At 72.1% G+C, this 23,667-nt stretch carries 17 protein-coding genes and 2 pseudogenes; 6 read left to right on the top strand and 13 right to left on the bottom strand.

All coding sequences use genetic code 11. The annotated features are described in order from the left end of the window. From ABZ193_RS26305 to ABZ193_RS26315, 3 genes and pseudogenes are all read right to left on the bottom strand, one after another. Positions 1-297 (bottom strand): annotated as a pseudogene (locus tag ABZ193_RS26305) (LytR family transcriptional regulator); the annotation flags it as partial. An 88-nt stretch (positions 298-385) separates the two neighbouring features. Beyond that, complete coding sequence (locus tag ABZ193_RS26310) at positions 386-2,548, bottom strand: phospholipase (RefSeq protein ID WP_354711840.1); 2,163 nt, start codon at positions 2,546-2,548, stop codon at positions 386-388. Between the two features lie 653 nt (positions 2,549-3,201). Next, the gene (locus ABZ193_RS26315; RefSeq protein ID WP_354711841.1) at positions 3,202-4,224 is read right to left on the bottom strand and encodes a GGDEF domain-containing protein; all 1,023 of its coding nucleotides are present in this window, start codon (positions 4,222-4,224) and stop codon (positions 3,202-3,204) included. Positions 4,225-4,327: 103 nt separating this feature from the next. Here ABZ193_RS26315 and ABZ193_RS26320 point away from each other — a divergent pair, with 103 nt between their 5' ends. After that, positions 4,328-4,600, top strand: a complete 273-nt coding sequence (locus ABZ193_RS26320; RefSeq protein WP_354711842.1) for a hypothetical protein — start codon at positions 4,328-4,330, stop codon at positions 4,598-4,600. A 445-nt stretch (positions 4,601-5,045) separates the two neighbouring features. On the opposite strand, the gene ABZ193_RS26325 is transcribed toward ABZ193_RS26320, so the two are convergent. After that, entirely contained in the window at positions 5,046-6,239 is a 1,194-nt protein-coding gene (locus ABZ193_RS26325; RefSeq protein ID WP_354711878.1) for an MFS transporter, read from the bottom strand. A 437-nt stretch (positions 6,240-6,676) separates the two neighbouring features. Between ABZ193_RS26325 and ABZ193_RS26330 the strand changes: the two genes are divergently transcribed. Next, positions 6,677-7,570, top strand: coding sequence for an SDR family oxidoreductase (locus ABZ193_RS26330; protein ID WP_020421519.1), 894 nt, complete (start codon positions 6,677-6,679; stop codon positions 7,568-7,570). A gap of 3 nt (positions 7,571-7,573) precedes the next feature. Here ABZ193_RS26330 and ABZ193_RS26335 read toward each other — a convergent pair whose 3' ends face one another. Beyond that, complete coding sequence (locus tag ABZ193_RS26335) at positions 7,574-9,361, bottom strand: AMP-dependent synthetase/ligase (protein ID WP_354711879.1); 1,788 nt, start codon at positions 9,359-9,361, stop codon at positions 7,574-7,576. Positions 9,362-9,493: 132 nt separating this feature from the next. On the opposite strand from ABZ193_RS26335, the gene kynU reads away from it, so the two are divergent. Continuing rightward, entirely contained in the window at positions 9,494-10,660 is a 1,167-nt protein-coding gene (kynU, locus tag ABZ193_RS26340; protein WP_354711843.1) for a kynureninase, read from the top strand. A 371-nt stretch (positions 10,661-11,031) separates the two neighbouring features. On the opposite strand, the gene ABZ193_RS26345 is transcribed toward kynU, so the two are convergent. The 5 genes from ABZ193_RS26345 to ABZ193_RS26365 all read right to left on the bottom strand — a co-directional run bounded on the left by ABZ193_RS26345 (position 11,032) and on the right by ABZ193_RS26365 (position 15,855). Then, a complete protein-coding gene (locus ABZ193_RS26345; protein WP_237338817.1) occupies positions 11,032-11,652 on the bottom strand; it encodes a VOC family protein in 621 nt (206 codons plus the stop codon). A 137-nt stretch (positions 11,653-11,789) separates the two neighbouring features. Next, a complete protein-coding gene (locus tag ABZ193_RS26350; protein WP_237338818.1) occupies positions 11,790-12,485 on the bottom strand; it encodes a response regulator transcription factor in 696 nt (231 codons plus the stop codon). Then, positions 12,482-13,990, bottom strand: coding sequence for a GAF domain-containing protein (locus ABZ193_RS26355; protein ID WP_354711880.1), 1,509 nt, complete (start codon positions 13,988-13,990; stop codon positions 12,482-12,484). Before ABZ193_RS26355 ends, ABZ193_RS26350 begins: the two co-directional genes overlap by 4 nt. Positions 13,991-14,009: 19 nt before the next feature. Beyond that, positions 14,010-14,423: a pyridoxamine 5'-phosphate oxidase family protein gene (locus ABZ193_RS26360; RefSeq protein WP_235716254.1), complete on the bottom strand. Its 414-nt coding sequence runs from the start codon at positions 14,421-14,423 to the stop codon at positions 14,010-14,012. Positions 14,424-15,036: 613 nt separating this feature from the next. After that, complete coding sequence (locus ABZ193_RS26365; protein ID WP_237338819.1) at positions 15,037-15,855, bottom strand: inositol monophosphatase family protein; 819 nt, start codon at positions 15,853-15,855, stop codon at positions 15,037-15,039. 15 nt (positions 15,856-15,870) lie between these two features. Here ABZ193_RS26365 and ABZ193_RS26370 point away from each other — a divergent pair, with 15 nt between their 5' ends. After that, positions 15,871-16,416 carry an FBP domain-containing protein gene (locus ABZ193_RS26370; RefSeq protein WP_237338820.1) on the top strand — a complete coding sequence of 182 codons (546 nt, stop codon included), beginning with the start codon at positions 15,871-15,873 and terminating at the stop codon, positions 16,414-16,416. Positions 16,417-16,805: 389 nt separating this feature from the next. On the opposite strand, the gene ABZ193_RS26375 is transcribed toward ABZ193_RS26370, so the two are convergent. Beyond that, entirely contained in the window at positions 16,806-19,397 is a 2,592-nt protein-coding gene (locus tag ABZ193_RS26375) for a bifunctional FO biosynthesis protein CofGH (RefSeq protein WP_354711845.1), read from the bottom strand. 147 nt (positions 19,398-19,544) lie between these two features. On the opposite strand from ABZ193_RS26375, the gene ABZ193_RS26380 reads away from it, so the two are divergent. Continuing rightward, positions 19,545-21,131, top strand: a complete 1,587-nt coding sequence (locus ABZ193_RS26380; RefSeq protein ID WP_354711846.1) for a transposase — start codon at positions 19,545-19,547, stop codon at positions 21,129-21,131. Positions 21,132-21,140: 9 nt separating this feature from the next. Here ABZ193_RS26380 and ABZ193_RS26385 read toward each other — a convergent pair whose 3' ends face one another. Continuing rightward, complete coding sequence (locus ABZ193_RS26385) at positions 21,141-22,742, bottom strand: RecQ family ATP-dependent DNA helicase (protein ID WP_020423076.1); 1,602 nt, start codon at positions 22,740-22,742, stop codon at positions 21,141-21,143. Between the two features lie 50 nt (positions 22,743-22,792). Between ABZ193_RS26385 and ABZ193_RS26390 the strand changes: the two genes are divergently transcribed. Beyond that, the gene (locus tag ABZ193_RS26390; protein ID WP_354711848.1) at positions 22,793-23,314 is read left to right on the top strand and encodes an NUDIX domain-containing protein; all 522 of its coding nucleotides are present in this window, start codon (positions 22,793-22,795) and stop codon (positions 23,312-23,314) included. 39 nt (positions 23,315-23,353) lie between these two features. Here the strand turns inward: ABZ193_RS26390 and ABZ193_RS26395 are convergent. Then, positions 23,354-23,547 (bottom strand): annotated as a pseudogene (locus ABZ193_RS26395) (IS481 family transposase); the annotation flags it as partial. Positions 23,548-23,667 lie beyond the last annotated feature (120 nt).

Raw genomic sequence — 23,667 nt, forward strand, 5'->3', positions numbered from 1 at the left:
GATCTGGTCGCGGGGCGCCGGCCCCCGTGCGGCGCGGCCGGCAGGTGGGCGGCCTGCCGAGGTGCGGTTGCCCGCCGGTTTACCTGCGCGGTCGACGGCCGGGCGGCCCGCGGAGGTGCGCCCGGCGCGGTCGGCCGGGGTGCGGCCCACCCGTTCGGGCGGGATGCGGTCGGCGGAGGAACGACCGGCTCGGTCCGCCGGCGTGCGCCGGACCGGGCCTTCGTAGCGGGCGTCGATCTGGCGCGGTCGCGGCCGTGCGGGCCGGCCGGTCCCACGATCGTTCCGCGGGTCGTCCACGCCAGGTGCTCCTTTCGTCGCCGCTATCGTTCACCTACTCGGCCGTAGCGTCGCATACGGCCAACCGGAAGTGGTTCACAACACTCGGTTACGTGTTTTGCGCCACCGCCTTGGTGGATACGAGCGTGCTGGCCACCGCCGCCAGCGCGATCAGGGCCGTCACGCCGTGCACCGCCATCGTCACGGGATCGGCCGCCGACAGCAGCGCCGGAACGCACGCGACCCCCGTGACGACCCACGTGCTGCGCGCGCCGCTGAGCCCTGTCCGCACCGTGTGCAGGAGGAATACCCCGATCAGCAGCTGGATAAGGTTCTGGATCGGGTCGACCGGCAGTCCCATGATCGAGCCGTCGTCACCGCCGAACCGGGTCAGCGCGAACCCGAACAGCCCGACCACGGCGAACCCGATCCCGAGCATGGTCGCCGCGTGGGCGAGCCAGCCGTCGGAGGCCGGGTGGTCCGCGACCGGGACAGCCGTCTCCCGCGGGTGGCGCTCGAACCACCAGAAGACCATCAGCGCGGGGACCGCGAGCAGCGCCAGCGCGAACCACGTGCGCGGGTCGCGGACCCAGCCGAAGATCGCTGCCGGGTGGTCCGGCAGGTAGACCAGCGCGACGACGAGCAGCATCGCGGCGAGGAAGCCCAAGTACAGGCTCATCGGCGCGCGCATCGCCAGGCGGGCGAGGGCGGCGCACCGGGTGGTCAGCCGGGCGAGCGGTTTCGCGGCCAGGCCCAGCAGGCCGATCTGGGCGGCGCCGAGCAGCAGGACCGGCAGGGTGGGCCCGGACAACGCGGGCGGCGCGCCCGGCGCGCCGAGCAGGTCGCGGCTGAGCCCGCCGACCGTGGTGAGCAGGGCGAGACCGGTGACCCCCGCGGCCGTGACACCGACCAGGAGCAGCCGGTTGGACGTGCGGATCCGCCCGAACGCGACCTGCTGGGCGAGCAGCGCGAGGCCGAAGGCCGCCAGGTAGCGCGGGATGGGCGAGCCGATGGCCCGTGCCGCCATCTCGGCCAGCACGACGAAGGCGAGGAGGCCGGCGACCGAGGCCGCCGCGGCGCGCCGGTGCAGGGCGAGCATCAGCGGGGTCGCCACCACCGTGAGCAGGTAGATGCCCAGCAGCCACAGCGGGTGCAGGGCGATGCGCATGATCGCGGCGTTCGTGCCCTCGGGGATGCCGAGCAGTTCGAGCGCCAGCGGGACGAGCAGCGCCACCACGACGAAGATCAGGGCCGGGCGCAGCAGCCAGCTCGCGCGGTGGGCGAGGTACTGGCGGTACCCGCCGCCGCTGTCCCTGGTGGCGCGCCAGCCCGCCGCGTTGGCGCGGCCGCCGGCGAAGAAGAACACCGGGGCGAGTTGAGCCACCCACGTGAGCGGCCACAGCCAGTCCGCGCCCACGCCGGCCCACCGCGCCAGCGCGATGGCCGATTCCCCGAGGATCAGCAGCACCAGGCTGCCCACGCCGAGGGTCACCCACGGGGACAGCGGCGCAGGCGGCCTCGTGGCGGCCGGCGGCGGGGGCGTGGCGACGCGGGCGTGCCGGTGCTGCAGCCAGCCGCGGAGCCGGAAGATCAACAGGCACCCGATCACGGCGACGCCTGCCAGCAGCGGGCCGATCGGGTCGCCGACCGGCGGGCCCCAGCGCTGGTGCCAGGAGTTCACGACGAGCCCGGCGGAGTAGAGGCTCGCGACGACGCGGCACGTGCGTGGCGAGTCGACCGGGTTGATGACGCAGGCCGCGTGCATGTCGTCGGACAGGCGCTGGTCCAGCGCCTCGCGGACGTCCTGGCCGAGGGGGTGGCCGACCGCGGCGGCGTAGCGGAGGAGGTCGTAGCCCAGGTCGTGTGCCTTGCACGGGACCGCGTAGTCCCACTTCGTGTTGTCGTCGCCCCACGGGGTGGAGCAGCCGCCGTCGACGTGCACGGCGCGGACCGTGCCGTCCCGCGCCTGCATCTGGCCCGGCACGACACCGGTGACCTGGGTGAAGTCGGCGGGCAGGAGGGCGAGCGCGGTCGCCTGCGGGCCGGGGTGGACGAGCGCCTCGATGGCCTGCTGGGCGGCCAGCGCGCCGCCGGTGGGCGGCCCGGCGTCCGGCGGGGAGGCCGGCCGCGACGCGACGAACCCGAAGGTGACGACGGCCAGCGACAGCACCAGCAGCCAGGCGGAGGTGGCCAGGCGGCGGCGCACCCGGGGCACCGGTGTGGTGGCCTGCCCGGGTGGCGGGTGGTCGGTGAAGGTCGCTGGGGTGATCATCGCCTCCCAGAGTGGCAGGGGAGCGGCCTCTGCGGCCACCAGGGAATTCCCTGATCGTGGATTCCGGAGTGCGCCACTCTAGTGGGTGAGGGGTGGGAGGTTTAGGAGTCGGGGGGCCGGGGTAGGGCGAACGCCCTGGTGGGGGCGGGTGCTCTGGGGATGGGGGCGTTCTCGGTGTGCGAGTGGGTCTTTCGTGGGGTTGTGGGTGGGCCGGTCGTGGGTGGGGGAGTGGGCCGCTCGTCGGGGGCGGGGCGACGTGGTGGGGATCGCTGTGCTGGTCGCGTGGCCGGTGGTCGAGTCTCGGCGATGCCGTCGCGCGGGTCGGGGACGGGAGCCCGGGCGCCGGGCACGCAGTGGTGGGAATCGCCGTAGCGATGGGCCCGAGTGGTTGGGGTCGTGTCTCGAGGGTGCCGTGTGGGAAGGGCTTCGGAATTGCCATGACGGCGGTCCCCCGCGCCGGTGCTGGTTTCTCGTGGGTGCCAGACCGCAATGGGCTCCGGTGGCGGGAATCGACGTGGCGGCGCGCGTGGTCTGAGGTGGCCGTGCGTGGCCGGGGTGAATTGCACCCCGGCGTGGCGGAAATCGCTTGGTGCGGGGGCGCGTGCAAGTCGGCGGGCGCGAGAAGGGCTTTCGCCGGGCCGCCCGTCAATCGCTCAGTGCGTGATGTGCTTGGCTTCGCGCGGGGGTTGCGTCAGCGCGGAATCGCGGGCGGCACGGGCTATCCGGACCTGGTTGCGGCCGCCCTCCTTCGCCTCGTAGACGGCCGCGTCCGCGGCCTGCATCAGCGTCGGCAGGGTGTCGCCGTGGTCGGGGAACACCGCGACCCCGATCGAGGCCGTCCGCTCCGACACCAGCGTCTGGTCACCGCGCTTGTTGGTCGTCCTGATCTGCAGTCCGGCCACCGCCGAGCGGATGCGCTCCCCGGCGACCGTCGCCGCCGCCTGGTCCGTGTCCGGCAGCAGCACCAGGAACTCCTCACCACCGAAGCGGCCCACGACGTCGCTCGGGCGGGTCACCTCGTCCAGCAGCTGCGCCAGGTTCCGCAGCACGTCGTCGCCCGCGGGGTGGCCGTACGTGTCGTTGATCCACTTGAAGTGGTCCAGGTCGATCATCAGGATGGCCAGCGGATCGGCCGCCTTCGTCGCCCTGTTCAGGGCCCGCTCGGCCGACTCGGTCCAGCCGCGCATGTTCGCGACCTGCGTCTTCGGGTCGGTCCGCACGTCGGCCTGCAGCTGCTCGATCTCGGCGAGCCGGTTGAAGACCACCGTCACCACGGCCATGATCGCGACCGTCGGCGGCATGATCACCAGCAGGATCGCCGTCACCGCGCCGAGGCCGATCGTGATCGCCTCCAGCACGTTGTCCGCCGGGCTGCCCAGCACCGTCCGCGCGTTCGCCTTCTCCGGCGCGGCCAGCGCGATCACGGATCCGACGTAGAGGATCTGCACGCCCTCGTAGATGAGCCCGGCCACCAGCATCCAGCCGAACTCGGTGAGCGAGCCCGTGACGTCCAGCGAACCCCAGTCGTGCGGACCCAGCTCGACGTAGACCTGGTGGGCGAGCGTCGCCGCCAGCATGTGGGCCACCGTGGAGTACACGAAGTTGTGCGCAGGCCGCCGCGCGACGAACCAGCGCTGCACCCGGACCAGGCCGACGACCAAGATCGTCAACGGCACCGGGAGAATAATCGCGGCAGGCACCACCCAGACCGCGGTCAGGTCGATCAGGACCCGGCCGCCCGCATTTCGCCGACGTTCTTCCTGCCGCCGGGTCAGTTGAATGTGCGCCGTCGCGCCCACGGTGAGAATCGCGAAGCGCAGCCAATCGAGACCGCTCGGCGGGCTCGCGTTCACGAATGCGACGACCAGCCACGCGACCGCAATCAGTTCGGTGACGAGCAGGAAAACGATGAAACGCTTCGGCCGCCGCCACAATGCCCAATTCCGCGGCAACATGGCGCGGCGCGTGCTCGACGCATCACGCTTTGTGTTCGCCTCCGCCCTCTCGGGCGCGGCTTGGCGGGGTACCGAATTTCGCTCCTCGATGGACTGAACGCCCTCCCTGAGGTCCGGATCGCCGTGGAGTGTAGGCGATCGCCGACGCGCGTGGTGCGGAGGCATCGGCTCACCTTCCCTCGACATCGCGTACCGCCGCCGGGTAACTTTGCTGTGCCCGGAACGACGCCGGGTACTTTCCATCAACAGGTATCATCTCACCGCACGCGAAGCGTCGCGTACCGCCGCCACGAGCGGCCGCGCGAACGTGACGCGTCCCGGCCACAGGCACCGAATGGAGGTGTTCCTCGTGTCTGACCGCGACTTCTGATCCCCTGGTCTGAATAGCGCTCGTTTTCGTTCCCGTGGGAGAGGTGTTCGTCGTGCGCGACCGCGACTTCTGAGGTGCCCTCGATTTGTGTTTGTTTCCGCCCGAATAACGTGAGGTGAATCGTCGTGCGCGACCGTGACTTCTGATCTTCCGAATGCAGCCGCCGCTGCCGTCAGCCGGTGCGGGTCGCATCGCTGTCCGTGCCGAGCACCCGGCCCCACGCCACCGCGAGGGGTACACCGAGGACCACCCCGGCCGCGCCCGCGATCATGATCGCGGTGGTCGCCGCGCCGGACCACTGCGCGAGCACGCCGCCGAGCGCGACCCCGACGCCCTGCGCGACCCGCAGGCCGGTCCGGTACAGCCCGCCCGCGCCACCGCGGAGCTCGTTGGGCACCCACGTGATGAACGTGGCCCCGACGGTGATGATGTACGCGCCCGTCGCGCCGGCCAGTGCGAGGACGACCAGGGCGAGTACCAGGTCCGGGCGCAGCCCGAACGCGAGCAGCAGTGCCGTCGGCACGACCGCGAGCACGCCGACCGTGCGGCGGCGGGCCGAGGCCGAGACGTAGCGGGACAGGACGAACACGCCCAGCGCGAACCCCAGCGGGTCCGCGGCCAGCAGCCACCCGACGGCCTGGTCGGGGGCGCCGATCTCGCGCGCCAGCGGGGCGGCCAGGCCTGCCGGCACCATGGCGAGCCCGACCAGCCAGGACAGGCCGAGCAGCACGCGCAGCCTGCGCTGGGAGGCGACCCAGCTGATGGCGCCGAACCAGGAGCCGTCGCCGTCGCCCGCTGCCGGGCGCGGGCGCACCCAGTGGTGCAGGGCCACCGCGCTGATCGCGAACGTCAGCGCGTCCAGGGCCAGCGCCAGTGACGGGCCCGCGGCGGTGACGATCACGCCGCCCAGCGCGAGCCCGGCCAGCATCGTGGTGTTCGTGGTGATGCCGCGGATGTCCTGGCTGCGCAGGTACAGCTCGTCGTCGGTGAAGATCTCGCGGGTCAGGGCGTTCTGCGCGGCGTTGGACGGCGCGCCGGCCAGCCGCGCGAGCATGACCAGCACGCACAACCACACCACCGGCATGCCCGGCACGGCCATGATCGCGATGAAGAACGCCTGCAGCGCCGCGGTGACCACGAGGATCGTGCGGCGCGGGTAGCGGTCGGCCAGCTGGGCCAGCCCGAGGCCGCCTGCCAGCGCGGGCAGGAAGGTGAGGGCGTAGGCGACCGCGGACCACAGCGCCGAGCCGGTGCGGTGGTAGACGGTGAGGGCCAGCGCGACCGTGGTCAGCTGGTCCCCGAGCACCGACTGGGCCTCGGCCAGCCACACGATGCGGAACTCGCGGTTGGCGAGCGCCGCACCCATGGATGGGCGAGTCGTGGTCTTCACACCTCTCCCCACTTCCCCCTCGTCGGCTGGCTGCCTGCGCTCACTGACTCTGTCGCTGCCCGCCCGGTTCCTGTGACGCCGATCACCGAAGTGACACATTCCGCAACAATCAGTATGCCGCTCACTACACGCAGGCGAACAGCCACAGCGCGACCGTATCTCCTCATTGGGCCCATACGGTCGTAGACCTTCTAACCTTCGGGTTACGACGAACGGTGGAAGTTTCCCTGCCGCGTGACCCGTGGTGCGGTAAGCCCGGCCGATCAGACGTCACTCGTTCAGCGCAGTGGACGGACCGTTCGTCGGCGCGCGGTCACCGTTGGGCAGTTCCGGCGCGAAGACTGGAACCACAGGCCAGGGAGACAGCCGAGGACGGGCTGGAGCTCGGGGACTGGCCGGTGGGGAGAGAACCGATGAGCATGCTGATGCAGGACCGGGCCGTCGTGGTGACCGGCGCCGGCCGTGGCCTCGGCGAGGCCTTCGCGGTGCACCTCGCGCAGGCGGGCGCGGCGGTCGTGGTCAACGACGTCGACGCCGAGCTGGCCGAACGCACCGCGGCGAACATCCGCGCGCATGGCGGGCGGGCGGTGGCCAGCGGGCACAGCGTGGCCGACCCGGCGCAGGCACAGGCGATCGTCGACCTGTGCGTGTCCGAGTTCGGCGCGATCGACGGACTGGTGAACAACGCCGGCCTCAACTACGAGGCGCTGCCCTGGGAGGAGGACCTCGACGAGGTCCGGGAGCTGGTCGAGGTCAACGTCCTCGGCGTGATGTACACCGGGATCGCGGCCGTGAAAGCCATGGTCGCGGCAGGCCGCGGCGGCTCGATCGTCAACATCTCCTCCGGCGCCTCGCTCGGCCAGCGCAAGCTCGGCGTGTACGCGGCGAGTAAAGGAGCGGTGGCGTCGCTCACCTACTCCTGGGCGCTCGATCTGGAGGAATCCGGCATCCGGGTCAACGCCGTCTGCCCGTTGGCCCACACCCGGATGGTCTGGAAGTCGGAGCGCTCGCTGCGCAACTGTCCCCCCGATCGGACGCCGTCCCGCATCGCGCCGGTCGTGCTGTTCCTGCTGAGCGACGAGGCGGAGGGCATCACGGGGCAGCTCGTGCGGTGCAACGGGCCGCAGCTGCACATCGTCGGGCAGCCCTACCTGAAGGCGCCCATCCTCGAACGGCAGACGTGGGACACCGAGACGGTGCGGCAGGCTTTCGACGAGGTGTTCAGCGCCCACCTGGAGCCCTACGGCCTGGAGAAGCGTGTTCCACCGCGCTTGCGCAAGTGGACCACGCCTCTCCGTTCGGCCTAGGGGCTACTGGTCCGCCGTGTAGAGGGCGGCGATGTCGTTCGCGTAGCGGTCGTTGATGATCCGGCGCTTGAGCTTGAGCGTCGGGGTGACCTCGCCGCTCTCCGGCGTCCACGGCTTGGCCAGCACCTGGTACTTCTTGATCTGCTCGACGCGGGCCAGCCGCGCGTTCGCCGCCTCGACCGCGCGCTGGATCTCCTCCCGCACGGCCGGGTGCTCGGCCAGCACCACCGGGTCGCTGCCCTCGATGCCCTGCTGCGCGGCCCACGCCGGCAGGAACTCGTCGTCGACCACGATCAGCGCGGTCACGTACGGCTTGTCGTTGCCGATCGCGACCGCCTGGCCGATCAGCGGGTGCTCCTTGAGCAGCCCCTCGATGCGGGTCGGCGCGATGTTCTTGCCGCCCGAGGTGATGATCAGCTCCTTCTTGCGGTCGGTGATCGTGACGAAACCGTCGGCGTCGATCGTCCCGATGTCACCGGTGTGGAACCAGCCCTCCTCGTCCAGCGCGGAGGCAATCGAGCCGTCCTCCTGCAGGTAGCCCATGAACACCAGCGGCCCGCGCACCAGCAGCTCGCCGTCGGCGTCGACCTTGATCTCGGTGTCGGCCAGCGCGCGACCCACGCTGCCGGCGCGGAACGCCTTCGCCGAGTTCGACGTGATCGCGCCGGAGGTCTCCGACAGGCCCCACACCTCGTGGATTTCCACACCCAGCCCGGCGAGGAAGTACAGCACCTCGACCGGCAGCGCGGCCGCGCCGCTGGAGCAGAAGTGCAGCTTGTCGAACCCGAGCAGCGCGCGCACCGGGGCCAGCACCGTGCGGTCGGCTTCGGCGATCTTCTCGGCGAGGTCGGCGGGCACGTCCTGGCCGGCGTTGCGCAGCTTGTAGCCCTGCTGCAGCAGGTCGCTGGCGGAGAGCAGCGCTTCGCGGCGGTCCTCGGGCAGGCTGGGCAGCATCGCCTTGAGCCCAGCGGCGATCTTCTCCCACACTCGCGGCACCCCGAAGAAGCCCTGCGGGTGGACCCGGCCGAGCGCGCCGGCGACCTGCGTCGGATCGGCGAGCGTGTGCACGTGGCCGGCGTAGACGATCGGCATGTAGATCGAGATCTCCCGCTCGGCGATGTGCGCGAGCGGCAAGTACGCGATGTTCGACAGGTGCATCGGCGACTCGTGCAGCGCGTGCACGGCGTAGGCCTCGAAGATCACGTTGTGGTGGGACAGCACCACGCCCTTCGGGTCGCCGGTGGTGCCCGACGTGTAGATCATCGCGATCGGGTCCTCCGGGCGCAGGTCCGCCCAGCTGTCCTCGAACGCCTGCGGGTCGGCCTGGTGCAGTTCGGCGCCGCGGGCGCGCAGCTCGGCGAGGCTGACGAACCGCTCGTCGCCTGCGGGGACGGCGTCCGCGTCGATCATCACGATGCGGCGTAGCGCGGGCAGCTCGTGCAGGACCTGCTGCCAGCGCTTGAGCTCGTCGGTGCCCTGGAGCACCACGATCGGGGTGCCGCTGTGGCGGGCGACGTAGGAAATCTGCTCCGGGCTCAGCGTCGCGTACGCGGTGCACGAGATGGCGCCAAGGTGCGTGGCGGCGAGGTCGGCGATCAGGTGGTCCGGGGTGCTCGGCGCCATGATCAGCATCCGCTCACCGCGGCGCAGGCCGAGGTCGGCCAGGCCGCGGGAGACCGCGGCGATCTCGTCGCGGAACGCCGACCAGGTCAGCGTCGGGCGGTCCGGGTCGTCCAGCGACGTGAGCGCCGGCAGGTCGCCGTACTCCGCGGCGTTGCGACGGAGGAGCATGGGAATGGTCAAGCCCTCGGCCTGCTCAGCGACGGACGGTTGGCTGGTCAACTGCGACCTCCTCGTGATCAGCTGGCGGAGACACCACCCTATGTGACCGCCAACACAGGGCGATAGAGAGAAAGGGACACGATGTCGCTGCGAGACGAAGCGGCCGAACTCGACGCGCTGGACCCGCTGGCGGGCAAGCGGGCGGAGTTCGATCTCGACCCGGACGTGTCCTATCTGGACGGAAATTCACTGGGCGCCCCGCCGCGCGGGGTCGCGCCGCGGCTCGCGGAGGTGGTCGGCGAGCAGTGGGCCGGGCGGCTGATCCGGTCCTGGGACGAAGGCTGGTGGGACGCGCCGGAGCGGATCGGCGACCGCGTCGCGCCGCTGATCGGGGCGGGGCCGGGCCAGGTGGTGGTCGGCGACTCGACGACGGTGAACCTGTTCAAGGCGGTGGTCGCGGCGGCGCGGCTGAACCCGGGACGGCCGGAGATCCTGGTCGACGCGGGCACTTTCCCCACGGACGGCTACATCGCCGAAAGCGCGGCGCGCATGACCGGTCACTCCGTGCGGCGGGTGCCGGTCGGGACGCTGGCGTCGGAGGTCGGTCCGCGGACGGCCGTGGTGCTGGTCAACCACGTCGACTACGTGACGGGGGAGCTGCACGACCTGCCGGGCATCACGGCGGCGGTGCACGCGGCCGGCGCGGTCGTGGTGTGGGACCTGTGCCATTCGGTGGGGGCGGTGCCGGTGCCGCTGGATGCCGCCGGTGTCGACCTGGCGGTGGGGTGCACGTACAAGTTCCTCAACGGCGGGCCCGGGGCGCCGGCGTTCCTTTATGTGGCGCGGAAGTGGCTCGACGACTTCGACCAGCCGCTGACCGGGTGGGCCGGGCATGCGGATCCGTTCGGCATGACTCCGGACTATGCCGGGCGGGCGGGAATCAGCCGCGGCCGCACCGGGACGCCGGACATCCTGTCGATGCTGGCGCTGGACGCCGCGCTGGACGTGTGGCGCGACGTGACGATCGACCAGGTCCGCGCGAAGGGGCTCGCCCTGGGGGACTTCTTCCTGCGGTGCCTGGACACGCTGGTGCCTGGCGCGCGCGTGGTGACGCCGCGGTCGCACGCGCGGGGGAACCAGGTGTCGGTCGCGTGGCCGGACGCCAAGGGGGCGATGGGGAAGCTGATCGCGCGCGGGGTCATCGGGGACTTCCGGCCGCCCGAAGTGCTGCGGTTCGGGTTGGCCGGGTTGTACGTGCGGTACGTGGATGTGCTGCGGGCGGCGGAGGAGTTGAGTGGGTTGCGGTAGGGGTTTGGGGTTGTCTGGGTGGTGGGGTTCTGCGCGGCCGGTGGTTGGTGGTTTTCTGGGCGGGGGTGATTCGTGGTGGTCGGTGAGGTGCCCAGTCGTGCGGGGTTGAACGGGCATTTCAACGCGGTGCGACGGGCGATTGGGTGGGCCGTGGCGGTTGAACGGTCCTTTCAAGCGCGTGCGGAGTGCGGGTTGGGCGTGCAGGCGGCTCGGCATCGCAGCTGAGACAGTGCGGCAAGCCAGCGTGGCAGTGCCGCGCGGCAGCACGGTGAGGCAGCGTGGCGCGCAGGTGGGTCGGCACCGCAGCAAGGCAGTCCGGCGAGGCTGGCCGCGGCGAGGTAGTGCGGACAAGCCAGCGCGGCGCCGAAGCGTTAGTCCCGCCCCTGCCAGGTCGTCACACACGCTTCGTTTCCCTCGGCGTCGGCCAGTACCCAGAATGCCGGGGCGGCCTCGGCGGATCGGAGGACGCCCCCGGCGGCCAGCGCGCCTTCGATCCGGCGCTGCGCCTCGTCGTGCGGCACCGACACGTCGATGTGGATCCGGTTGCGCTGGGGGCGCGGGGCGTCCATTTGCTGGAACCAGATCGACGGCCCCTGACCCCGCGGGTCGACCACCTCGGGCGGCCGCGGGCCGTCGACGTAGTCCATCACCGCCCGCCAGAACGGCGCGATCCGCGAAGCGTCGAGCGTGTCGATCGCGATTTCCAGCACCTGCGCGTCCCCCGGCGACGGCTCGTGTCCCAGCTCCCGCACCAGCTCGGAGATGCGCCGGGCCAGGTCGATCTCCCTCGCGGTCACCGGGGCGAGCACCAGCCGCACGCGACCCGGCCGGATGTCCACCGCGACCTCGTCCGCCACCGACAGCACCCGCTGCGCCACAACCCCCGCGTCCCGCGCCGACGGCACCGAAACCGCGGTCGACAAACCCGTCAGCACGTACCGCCAGCCGGCGTCGTGCACCGCTTCCGAGATCTCCGCCCCAGTTAGCCCCATCGGGTGCAACCTACCCCCACCGTCCACAACAGACAATAGTTGACCGGAGCAGCGGGAGGGGTGGGAGGCCGCTGCTCCGGCCGGTTATCTCAGCTCGCGGCGACCGGCGCGGCCGAGAATCTTCTGTTTTGACCTCTTCACCTTCGCCGATCACGAGCGCCGCGAACAGGGTCCAATGGCCCTGTTTGCCGACGGGAAATGTCACGCCGCCGGGTGGCGTACACGGCGGCTTCGGTACGCCGCTCGAAGCCGAGTTTGTGCAGCACCGACGACACGTAGTTCTTGACCGTCTTCTCGGCCAGGTGCAGGTGCTCCCCGATCTGCCGGTTGGTCAGCCCGTCCGCGATCAGCTCCAGCACCCGCCGCTCCTGCGGGCTGAGCTGCGCGTACCCCGGATCCGCCTGACCCTCGCCGCGCATCCGGTTCAGCACCTTGGCGGTCAGCTCCGGGTCCAGCAAGGACGCGCCCGCCGCCACCCGCCGCACCGCGTCCACCAGGTTCATCCCGGACACCTGCTTCAGCAGATACCCAGCGGCACCAGCCATGATCGCCCCGAACAGGGCCTCGTCGTCCGAGTACGACGTCAGCATCAGGCACGCCGGCGCCGGATCCACCGACGACCGGATCTCCCGGCACACCCCGATGCCCTCGCCGTCCGGCAGGCGCACGTCGAGGATCGCCACGTCCGGTGCGAGCTGCGGAATCCGGTGCAGGGCCTCGGCGACGGTGCTCGCCTCGCCGACCACCCGGATGTCGCCTTCGGACTCCAGCACGGTCCGCAAACCCGTCCGCACCAGCTCGTGGTCGTCGAGCACGAACACCGAGACCGTCATCGCACCCTCCCCGCGCCGTTGAGCTCGGCCGTCCACACGAGCTTCGTCCCGCGCTCGCCGCTCCGGCCGACCGAACAGCTGCCACGCCACCGCGCCGCCCGCTCGCCCAGGTTGACCAGCCCGCTGCGCCGCCCGGGCTCGTCCGGAATTCCGACACCGTCGTCGGTGACGGTCAGCGTCAGCGACCGGCCGGCCACGTCCACCGCCACCTCCACCGACACCGCGTCCGCCTTCGCGTGGCGGGCGACGTTCGACAACGCTTCCCGCACCGTCGCCGTGAGATCGGCGCGCACCGGGGCAGGCACCGCCGAATCGACCGGGCCGGTGAACCCCAGCCGGGGCGTGAACCCCAGCGCGGGGGTGCAGTCCTGCGCCAGCCGCAGCAGCTCCGCGCGCACACCTTCGGCGGCCTCGTCGGGCTGGGTCAGCGAGAAGATGCTGTTGCGGATCTCGCGGATCGTGCGGTCCAGCTCCTGCACGAAACCTGTCAGCCGGTCCGCGACCTCGGGCTGCGTGACGAGCGGCCGCAGCGCCTCCAGCCCCAGCCCGGTCGCGAACAGCCGCTGGATGACCAGGTCGTGCAGGTCGCGGGCGATGCGGTCGCGTTCGGTGAACACGGCGAGCCGCTGCCGGTCCTCCTCGGCGCGGGCGAACTCCATCGCCAGCGCCGCGTGCCCGGCGAACGTGCGGGCCAGCCCGACCTCGTCGTCGGTGAACGGCGCGGTGCCGCCGAACTTCGCGACCAGCAGCACGCCCAGGGTCTCCCCGCCGACGACCAACGGCACGGCGACCGCCGAGTCCAGCCCGGTGATCTGATCCGGCATCCGGATGTTGACCTTGGCCTGCTCCTTGGCGGCGTAGCGGCCGTAGTTGCGCACGACCACCGCTTCACCGGAGCGGAACGCCGCACCGCTCGCCGTGCCGTCGACCGGCACCGTCAACCCGGCCAGGCCGGGCGGGGCGTCCTCGCCCGCGGCGACGACCTCGAACACCAGCGTGCCGGGGTCGTCCTCGCGCGGGACGGCGACCGCGGCGGCCGTGGCGCCCGCGACCGCCCGGGCGTGCTCGGCGATCAGGCGCAGCGTGCGCTGCGGGTCCTCGCCGGTCAGCAGGGCCGCGGTGACCTCGTGCGAGGCCTCCAGCCAGCGCTCGCGGCTGCGCGTCCGCTCGTACAGGGTGGCGTTGTCGATGGCCATGCCGGCCGCAGCGACGAGCGTGACGACGGCTTCCCGGTCGGCGCCGGTGAACCTGCCCTCCTTGCCGGTGAGCCGCAGCTCGCCGAACCGCCCGCCACGCGCGTGCAGCGGCATCGTCAGCGACGAGCCGGGCGCGGCCGGGTCGCCGGTGCGCACGGGCGCGGCGTCCGGCACCTGGATCACGGCGTGCGCGGCGCCGGTGAGGCCGCACGCGCTGGTGACGATCTTGGACAGGATCTCGGGCAGGCTGAGGTCAGCCGCGACCCCGACGACGGCCTCGACAAGTCCGCGAACGCCCGGTCCGATCACCACTGCCCTTCCGGCAGCCCTACCCCACGAGCCGCCGACCCGAGACTACTTCCAGCGGGATGCGGATCCAACGGTCATCGGCGGTGCTCGCCGGCCACGCCCTGGCGCGTTCGCGGGTGGCCCGGGCCCGGCCGAGCACCGTCACCCACCAGCCGGACCCGAGGTCCGGGGCGAAGGCGTCCGCCTCGAACGCGACCACCCCGTCGTGCGCGGCGACGAACAGCGGACTGGCGGCCGGCGCGCCGAAGTTGACCGCGTCGTCCGCCAGCACGAACCGGACCGGCTGGACGGCGGGCAGACCGCGCGTGGTGAACACGACGCGCCCGATCCCGGCGGTGGCGAGCAGCTCCAGGCATTGCTCCCGCCCCAGCACTTCCAGTCCGAACGGATCGAGCATCGGAGCGACCGGTCTTTCGCGCGCGGGGAACGTCACGGCCACCACGATCACCCCGGCCGGTGGTGGCCGGTAGGGCCATTGGACCCGGGGGATCCGGGGCGGCTGGGGATGGTCGCGGCGGCCGGTTGGGCTGGGGGTGGGGGGTCAGCGGTGGGTGGGCGCGGGTTGTGGCGGCGGTGTTGGCGCGGCGGTGGGTGAGGGCGGGGTTGTGGTGGGGGTGCGGGGTGAGCGGTGGGTGGGCGCGGGTTGTGGCGGCGGTGTTGGCGCGGCGGTGGGTGGGGACGGGGTTGTGGTGGGGGTGCGGGGTGAGCGGTGGGTGGGCGCGGGTTGTGGCGGCGGTGTTGGCGCGGCGGTGGGTGAGGACTGGGTTGCGGTGGCGGTGTGGGGCCAGCGGGTTGCGGCGGCGATGCTGGAGCGGCGGTGGGTGAGGGCAGGGTTGTGGTGGCGGTGTGGGGTGGGCGCGGGTTGTGGCGGCGGTGTTGGCGCGGCAGTGGGTGGGGACAGGGTTGTGGCGGCGATGCCGGAGCGGCAGTGGGTGAACACCGGCTTGTTCACAAGGGCTGGGCGCGGGTTGCGGCGGCGCTCCGGACCGGCGGCGGGTGAGGCCTGGGTTGTTCACCGGCGGTGGCCGCGGGTTTGCGGATCCGGCTCAGCCGAGGACGGTCGCGGCGAGGTCGTCGGCCAGGGCGCGGCTCGCGGCGGCGATTCCGGACCAGCGGCGCGTCAGGTCCGGGTCGATCTCCAGCGGGCGGCCGCGCACGTCGATCACCGCGCCGCCGGCCGCGGGCACCGTGACCATCGCCGTTGCGAGGTCGACCAGCCGGTGGGTGTCCGAACCCGGGTCGCAGAACGCGTCGACCGAGCCTTCGGCGACCAGCGCGCACTCCAGCACCGTGGTGGACAGGATCCGCACGCGCTGGGCCTTGTCCGCGACGCGCATCCAGGCTTCGGCGTTGCGCTTGTGCGGGCGGAGCAGGTTGACCGTCGCGCCGGTGAGCGTGGTGCGGCCGGTGGTGCGGAACGGGACCGGCTCGCCGGCGCGGGCGTGCCAGGCGCGGCCGGTGTCCAGCCACACGGTGAGCGCCTCGGTCGCCTGGCCGTCGACCGCGACCGTGCCGCCGAAGCAGCTCAGCGGCACCCCGTTGGCGGCGTTGTTGGAGCCGTCGACCGGGTCGACGACGAGCGTCACCGCGGAGCCGTTGTCGACGAAACCGACCTCTTCGCTGAGCAGGTTGACGCGGTGCCGGTCCGCCTCCTCGGCGATCGCGGCCTCGACGATCTCGTCCACGCGCATGGTCGGGGTGCCGTCCGCGCCGTCGGCGACCTTCTCGGCCAGCTCCGCGCGGGTGTGCCTGCGGCGGGCGTCCCCGTAGGCGGCGCTGGCGGCGCGGGCCATCGCGGCGAGTGCGGGGTGGACGTTCTCGGGAAGTCCCGGGGCGGGCACCGGCCACGCGATTTTCGTGCTCATCACAGTCGATCCTAAATGACTTGCCCGCTCGCGGCGTTGCGACGGATCATTCCGGCCGTGCAACCCCTTGACGAGAACCGCATCCGCAAGTCGTTCGTGAACTGCTCGAAGGGGGAGGCGCAACGGCTGGCGCTGCCGCCGGGACTGTCCGGTCTCGACTGGTCCGAAGTGGACTTCCTCGGCTGGCGGGACCCGCGTGCGGCGCAGAACGCCTACCTCGTGGCGCCCTACGGGGACGAGGTGGTCGGAGTCGCGCTGCGGGCCGCGGCGAAGCACCGGAGCTCCCTGAAGTCCTCGCTGTGCGCCTTCTGCGGCACGATCCACGCGGCGACGGACGTCTCGTTGTTCGCCGCGCGGCGGGTCGGCGCGGCGGGGAAGCAGGGCAACACCGTCGGGACGTACGTGTGCGCCGACCTGGCCTGCGGGCTGTACCTGCGGGGCAAGCGCCGCCCGGCGGTGCACAACCCGGTGGACCGCGCGCCGCTCGAGGAGCGGGTGGAGCGGATGCTCGCCAACGTGGCGCGCTTCCTGGACGAGGTGACCACCGACAACGTCGGCTGACGCCGCGCTTGGCTCGCCGCCCGGAAAGGGTGAACCACCGCGAGTGTGGAACCTCTGACACGAGTGGGAACTCGCCACGCGCGGAGGGCCGACTCGGTGGCTGGAGGGGTGGACTCGGCGGCCGGCTGATCGGTGCCCGTGAAGGCGACAAGGCGCCCGGAGAGGCGAATCAGCCGGACGCGGGACACAGACGGCGAACTGGGCGCGCTGAGTGGCGAACGCGCCGTCCGGTGGGCGAATGCGCGGTCGAGGGCGAACCCGCGCCAACTGGCGAACACGCCGCGCGGAGGGGCGTACGCGGTGGCGGGAGGGTGGACTCGACGCAGCGGGTGGAGGGGCGAACCCGGAGCGGCGAACACGGCCGTGTTCGCCGCCCCGGGCGCCGCCTCTCAGCTGACGATCGGCAGTGACAGCGGCCGTCGGACGGCCTGGGCGACTCCGTCGGAGGCCAGTGCCGCCGCCACGCGGTCCGGCGACGGGCGGCCGTACGTGGTCGTGCGCTGGACCAGTGGGCGTCCGATCGGTGCGACCATCTTCTCCAGCTCGCTGATCGTCTTGTACGAGCCGTTGTCCGCGCCCGCCATGCGGCTGATCGTCTCCTCCATCAGCGTGCCGCCGAGGTCGTTCACGCCGCCGTTCAACACGTCCCGGCAGGTGTCCTCGCCCAGCTTCACCCACGAGCACTGGATGTTGTCGATCAGGCCGTGCAGCAGGATCCGCGCCAGCGCGTGCACCGCCCGGTTCTCGCGCTTCGTCGGGCCAGGGCGGGACAGCCCCGCCAGATAAATCGGCGCGTTCTGGTGGATGAACGGCAGCAGCACGAACTCGGTGAACCCGCGCCGCCCGGTCTTCTCCAGCGCCCGCCGCTGCAGGTCGGCGATCAGCTTGATGTGCCCGACCCAGTGGGCGGGCGTGTCGACGTGCCCGTACATCATCGTCGAGGTCGTCGGGATGCCAAGCTCGTGCGCCGTGGACACCACCTCGATCCAGCTCGACGTCGGCAGCTTGCCCTTGGTGAGCACCCACCGCACGTCGTCGTCCAGGATCTCCGCCGCCGTGCCCGGCAGGGAGTCCACACCGGACTCGTGCGCGCGCGTCAGCCAGTCCCGGATGGACATGTTCGTCCGGGACGCGCCGTTCACGACCTCCATCGGGCTGTAGGAGTGCAGGTGGATGTCCGGCTGCCGCCGCTTCACCTCGGCCGCCAGGTCGAAGTACGCCGTGCCGGGCATGTCCGGGTGGATGCCGCCCTGCATGCAGATCTCCGTCGCCCCGGCCTCCCACGCCTGATCGACGCGGTCGCCGACCTGCGACAGCGACAGCGTGTAGGCGTCGGCGTCCGTGCGACGCTGCGCGAACGCGCAGAACCGGCAGCCGGTGTAGCAGACGTTGGTGAAGTTGATGTTCCGCGTGACCACGAACGTGACGTCGTCGCCGTTGACGTCGCGACGCAACCCGTCCGCCAGCGACGCCAGCGCTTCCAGCTCCGCGCCGTCCGCGTGCAACAACGCGAGAGCGTCCGCATCGGACAGACCGGCCGGGTCGCGTTCCGCGCGGCGCAACGCTTCCGCGATGTCGGTGTCCATCCGGCGCGGCGCGGTCGGAACCTGCGAAGCGAGTTCCTTCCAGTCGCCGTACACGGAGTCGAAGTCGCTGCGCCGGTCCTCGGTGCGGCCGGTGGTGTCGACCTCGACGTGCAGGTCGGTGCGCCCGGTGCCGGCCTGGTCCTGCCAGCCGCCGTCCGGCTCCTGCCACGGGCGGCCCTCCAGGACCGCGTCCTCCCGCGCCAGGCCGGTCTCCGGGTCGGCCAGCGCGGCGACGTGCCCGGCGACGCGCGGATCCAGCCACGGCTCACCGGCGAGCAGGTACTCGGGGTAGATCGTCAGCCGCTCGCGCAGCGTGTAACCGGCCTTCTCGGTCTGCCGGGCCAGCTCGTCGATCTGCGGCCAGGCGCGCTCGGGGTTGACGTGGTCGGGCGTGAGCGGCGAAACCCCGCCCCAGTCGTCGATCCCGGCGCGCACCATGAGGTCGTACTGGCTGCCGATCAGGTTCGGCGGCGCCTGGATGCGCATCTTCGGGCCGAACACGAGCCGCGCGACGGCGATCGTCGCGGCCAGCTCCTGCAGGTCGGCGTCCGGCGTGGCGCGCATCTTGGTGTCCGGCTTGGCTCGGAAGTTCTGCACGATGACTTCCTGGATACCGCCGTACTGGCGCGCCACCTTGCGGATCGCGAACAGGGCGTCCGCGCGCTCTTCGTAGTTCTCGCCGATACCGATCAGGATGCCGGTGGTGAACGGCACGGACGTCCGGCCGGCGTCCTCCAGCACCCGCAGCCGCACTGCCGGGTCCTTGTCCGGCGAGCCGTAGTGCGGGCCGCCGCGCTCGCTCCACAGCCGGGTCGCGGTGGTCTCCAGCATCATGCCCATCGACGGCGCGACCGGCTTGAGGCGCTGCAGGTCCTGCCAGGTCAGGACGCCGGGGTTGAGGTGCGGCAGCAGACCGGTCTGCTCCAGCACCAGGATCGCCATCGCGCGCACGTAGGACAGCGTGTCGTCGTAGCCGTGCGCGTCCAGCCACTCGCGGGCCTGCTTCCAGCGGTCCTCGGGGCGGTCGCCGAGGGTGAACAGGGCTTCCTTGCAGCCCATCGCCGCGCCCTGCCGCGCGATCTCCAGCACCTCGTCCGGCGACAGGAACGGGGCGTCCAGTTTGCCCGGAACCGTCGCGAAAGTGCAGTACCCGCAGCGGTCGCGGCACAGCCGGGTGAGTGGGATGAACACCTTGCGGCTGTAGGTGATGACGCCTTCGCGGCCGGCTTCGGCCAGTCCGGCGTCGCGGATGCGGGAGGCGTGCTCGGACAGCGTTTCGAGGTCTTCGTCGCGCGCGTGCAACAGCACGGTCGCCTCGGTGATGTCGAGGGTCTTGCCGTCGCGGGCACGGGCCAGCGCGCGGCGCATCGCGGAGGCGGTGGGAGCGGATGCCATACCGGAAACGCTAGGACCGGCCCGGCCCGCGGTGCCAGGACCAGACCGCGCAAGATCGGCCACACCGGGTGGCGGGAACCCTGTTTCCGCTGCTCACCACGGCCGTGGTCGTTGCGCCGCGGCCGGTGCGGGCGTATTACCTAAAGTGTGGCTTCGGTGATCGGCAAGCGGGTCGGCGGCAAGACCTACTACTACCTCGCGCACACCGGGCGGGTGAACGGCGCGCCGCGGATCACGTCGCAGCGTTATCTCGGCACCGCCGAAGACATCGCAGCAGCTCTGGACGGTGCAGCCGGTTCACCCGACGGTACGCGGCACTTGGCTTTCGGTGACGTCGCCGCCGTCTGGTCCACCCTGGAGCGGCTCCAGGTGCGCTCGGCGATCGACGACGTGCTCGGCTCGCGCAAGGCGAAAGTGTCGATCGGGACGTACTTCGCGTTGTCGGTGCTGCACCGCGCGACCGCGCCGGGCACGGATCTGGCGCAGTGGTGGGCGGACAGCGCGGCGAGCCGGTTCGTGCGGCCACGGATCGCCGCGGCCGCCGTGCAGGACGACGAGTTCTGGCGCGCCACGCGGCGGCTGACGCGGGCGCAGCTGGAGCGGATCGAGGAGGCGGTGTCCGCGCGCGTGCGGGAACACCTGCCGGAGCCGATCCTGCTCGCGGTGGACGTGCCGAACTTCGCGACCTACGCGGAATCGGAAACCGCGGCGGCCTCCCCGGCCGGGTTGAGCACGGTGGTCACGCGGGACGGCGCGATCCCGCTGGCGTCGAGCGTGTACCGGCGGGAGGGCGCGGTCCCGTTCGGGGTGTCGGCCGACCGGCTGGCGTCGCGGGTGGCCGGCCCGGTGACGCTGGTGTTCGAGACGGGCCAGCACGCGCAGCTCGACCTCGACGACGGCAGGCACTTCGTCGGCGCGTTGCCGCTGGGCGACTACCCCGAGCTGCTGGCGCGCCCGGCGTCGGCGCGCCGGTCGGTCGGCCCGGACCGCTTCGCCGGGGTGACGGCGCTGGACACGCACGCCGTGGTGTCCGGCACGACCCGGCGGGTGGTGCTCACGCACTCGGCGAAGCTGCACGCCGCGCAGGCGCGGGGGTTCGCCCAGGCGTTGAGCAGCGCCACGCGGCAGCTCGACGGTCTCGCCCTGGCGCTGGCGGCGGGCACCAACCGACGGCCCCGCGAGCAGGTGCTGACCGAGATCGCGCGGATCACCCGGGTGCGGTGGGTCGACCGCGTGCTGTCCACGCGGCTGACCGGCACGCGCCCGGCCGAGCTGCGGCTGGAGTGGCGGGTCGACGAGAACGCCCGGTCGCGCCTGGACGAGGAGTACTTCGGCAAGCAGCTGCTCGTGACCGACCACGACTGGCCGGTCGCCGACGTGATCACCGCGTACCGGGCGCGCTACCACCTGGACTCGACGTTCCGGCAGCTCAACGGCCCGTTCGTGGCCGCGTCCGCGCCGCGGCGGCACTGGACCGAGCACCGGATCGCGGTGCACTCGCTGGTGAGCGTGCTGGCGACGGCGGTGACGCACGTGATGCGGCAGGAGGCCGACCGGGCCGGGCTGGACTTGTCGGTGCGTGAGCTGCTGGACCTGCTGTCGCGGATCGGGGAGACGGTGCTGCGGTACCCGTCGACCGGGGGCCGCCCGCGCACCCGGCGGCTGCTGACCTGCCGGGACGCGGTGCAGCAGAAGCTGTTCGACCTGTTCGGCCTGGACGCCTACGCGCCCTGAGCCGGGGACTCACTCCTCGGTCAGCAGGTGCTTCTCGCGGACCGCGGGCAGCGACAGGGAGCGGTAGCCGGCCTTGTCGAACAGCACGGTCACCTTCTCGGCCTCCCGGCGCACGACCTGGCCGGTGCCCCACTCCGCGTGGCGCACCGACGCGCCCGGCTGGAACTCCCCGTCGGACGGGGTCAGCTCGGCCGCCGTGCCCGCGTCACAGGTGTCGCAGAACCCGCACGGTTCGTCCAGCGTCTCGCCGAAGTAGCCGAGCAGGAACTGGCGGCGGCACGCGGACGTCTCGGCGTACTCGCGCATCACCTCGACGCGGGACCGGTCGAGCTTCTTGCGCTGCTCGGACACCTCGGCGGCGCGCTCGGTCGCCTCCTCCGGGTCGGTGTCGGCGTAGCTGAACTTCCCCTGCCCGGTCTCCTCGACCAGGCCGGTCTGCTCCAGCAGGTTCAGGTTGTTCATCGCCCGGCGGTGCGACTGGTCCACCTCGCCGTCGATCTCCTGCGGGCTGGCCGGGCCGTCCTGCTCGCGCAGGGACTCGGCGAGCTCGGCGATGCCCTCGTCGTCGAAGCGCCGCGCGGTGAGGAACTTCTGCAGGCCCAGGTCCTCCGGCCGGTAGAACAGCATCGCGTCGGCGCGCTCGCCGTCCCGGCCCGCGCGGCCGATCTGCTGGTAGTACGAGTCGACCGACTCCGGAACCGACGCGTGCACGACGAACCGCACGTTCGGCTTGTCGATGCCCATGCCGAACGCCGACGTGGCGACGACGACGTCCACCCGGTCGGCGAGGAAGTCTTCGTGCACGCGTTTGCGGTCGGCCGCCTTCATCCCGGCGTGGTAGGCCACCGCGCCCAGTTCCTCGGCGTAGCGTTCGCTGTCCTTGCGCGTCGCGGCGTACACGAGGCCGGGCTTCTCCGCGTCCCGCACCCACTTCAGCAGGGCGGCGCGCTTGTCCTCCTCGGTGGTGGCGCGGTGCACCGCGAGGTGGAGGTTCGGCCGGTCGAACCCGGACACCACGCGCACCGGGTCGCGCAGGCCGAGGTGCTCGACGATGTCGTCCCGCACCGGCCCGCCCGCGGTCGCGGTCAGCGCCAGCACGCGCGGGTGCCCGAGCCGCTCGATGGCGTGCCCGAGCCGGAGGTAGTCCGGCCGGAAGTCGTGGCCCCACGCGGACACGCAGTGCGCCTCGTCGACGACGAACAGGCTCGGCCGGATCTCGTCGAGCTGCTCCAGGACCTCGTCCTTGGCCAGCTGCTCCGGCGCGAGGAACAGGTACTCGGCGTCGCCGCGGGTGACCGCGTCCCAGGCCTTGCTCGTGGTGCGCGCGGGCTGCGCGGAGTTGACCGCGACCGCGTCCGGGGCGTCGCTGTCCTCGATCTGCCCCACCTGGTCCCGCTGCAACGCGGTCAATGGCGACACGACGAGCGTCGGCCCGTCCATCAGCAGCGCGGGGATCTGGTAGATCGCGGACTTGCCGGACCCGGTCGGCATGACGGCGAGCACGTCGTGCCCGTCGAGCAGCGCTGCCATCGCCGTCAGCTGATCGTCGCGCAGTTCCGCCCAGCCGAAGGTGTCGCGTGCGGTCCGGCGGAGTTCGTCGTGTCTGGACACCGGCGGGGTGTTCCCCCATCCGTGGGGCGGAAACGTCGTAGGCTGCGGGCATGCTGGAGGCCTACACCGCACGGGACGAGACCGAGAACGCCGATGTGGCGCGGATCCAGGAGGTGCTGGCCACCGCGGCGGACCCGTTCTCGCGGGAGATTCCCTTGCACGTCACCGGTTCCGCCGTGATCGTGCACCCGGAGAGCCGCCGCGTGCTGCTGCGGTGGCACCAGCGTCAGCAGGCGTGGCTGCAGGTCGGCGGGCACGGCGACCCGGGTGAGACGGACCCGCTGGTGATCGCGCTGCGCGAAGGGCGCGAGGAGACCGGGCTGACCGATCTGCGGCCGTGGCCGACCGCGGACCTGCTGCACGCGGTGGTCGTCCCGGTGCCCGCGAAGGGCGCCGAGCCCGCGCACGAACACGCGGACCTGCGGTACGTGCTGGCGACCGGGCAGCCGGAAGCGGCGCGGCCGGAGAAGCCGGACGCGCCGCTGAAGTGGCTCCCGCTCGACGAAGCGATCGACGCCGTCTCGGAGGACAACCTGCGCGAGACGCTGCGCCGCGTTCAGGAGCGGCTCTAGGTGTGTTTTTGGTCAGGTTGGTTCGGGGGTGTGGCCGCCGATGCCGATGTCGTGTTCGGCGAACCAGGCGTGGGCGCGGCGCAGGTGATGGCTTTCTCGTCGGGCAGGGTTTCGGTGCAGGCCAGGCGGGAGTGGTCGTCGGGGATGCGGCCGAGCTTTGCGACATCGACGTGGATCAGCTCGCCCCGGCGGTCGCCTTGGTAGCGGCGGATCGGCTCGCCGGTGGCCCGATCACACGGTGGGGGTCAATGGCGCGTTCCGGTGCGCCATCGAGGACCTCCTGGTGATCGGCGTTGTTGCCGCAAGCCACACCGAACCCGGAGGCCTCACCCCTATCAAGACCGTCCTCAGCG

Source organism: Amycolatopsis sp. NPDC006125 (genome assembly GCF_040614195.1).
GTDB classification, from domain to species: Bacteria; Actinomycetota; Actinomycetes; order Mycobacteriales; family Pseudonocardiaceae; genus Amycolatopsis_E; species Amycolatopsis_E tucumanensis.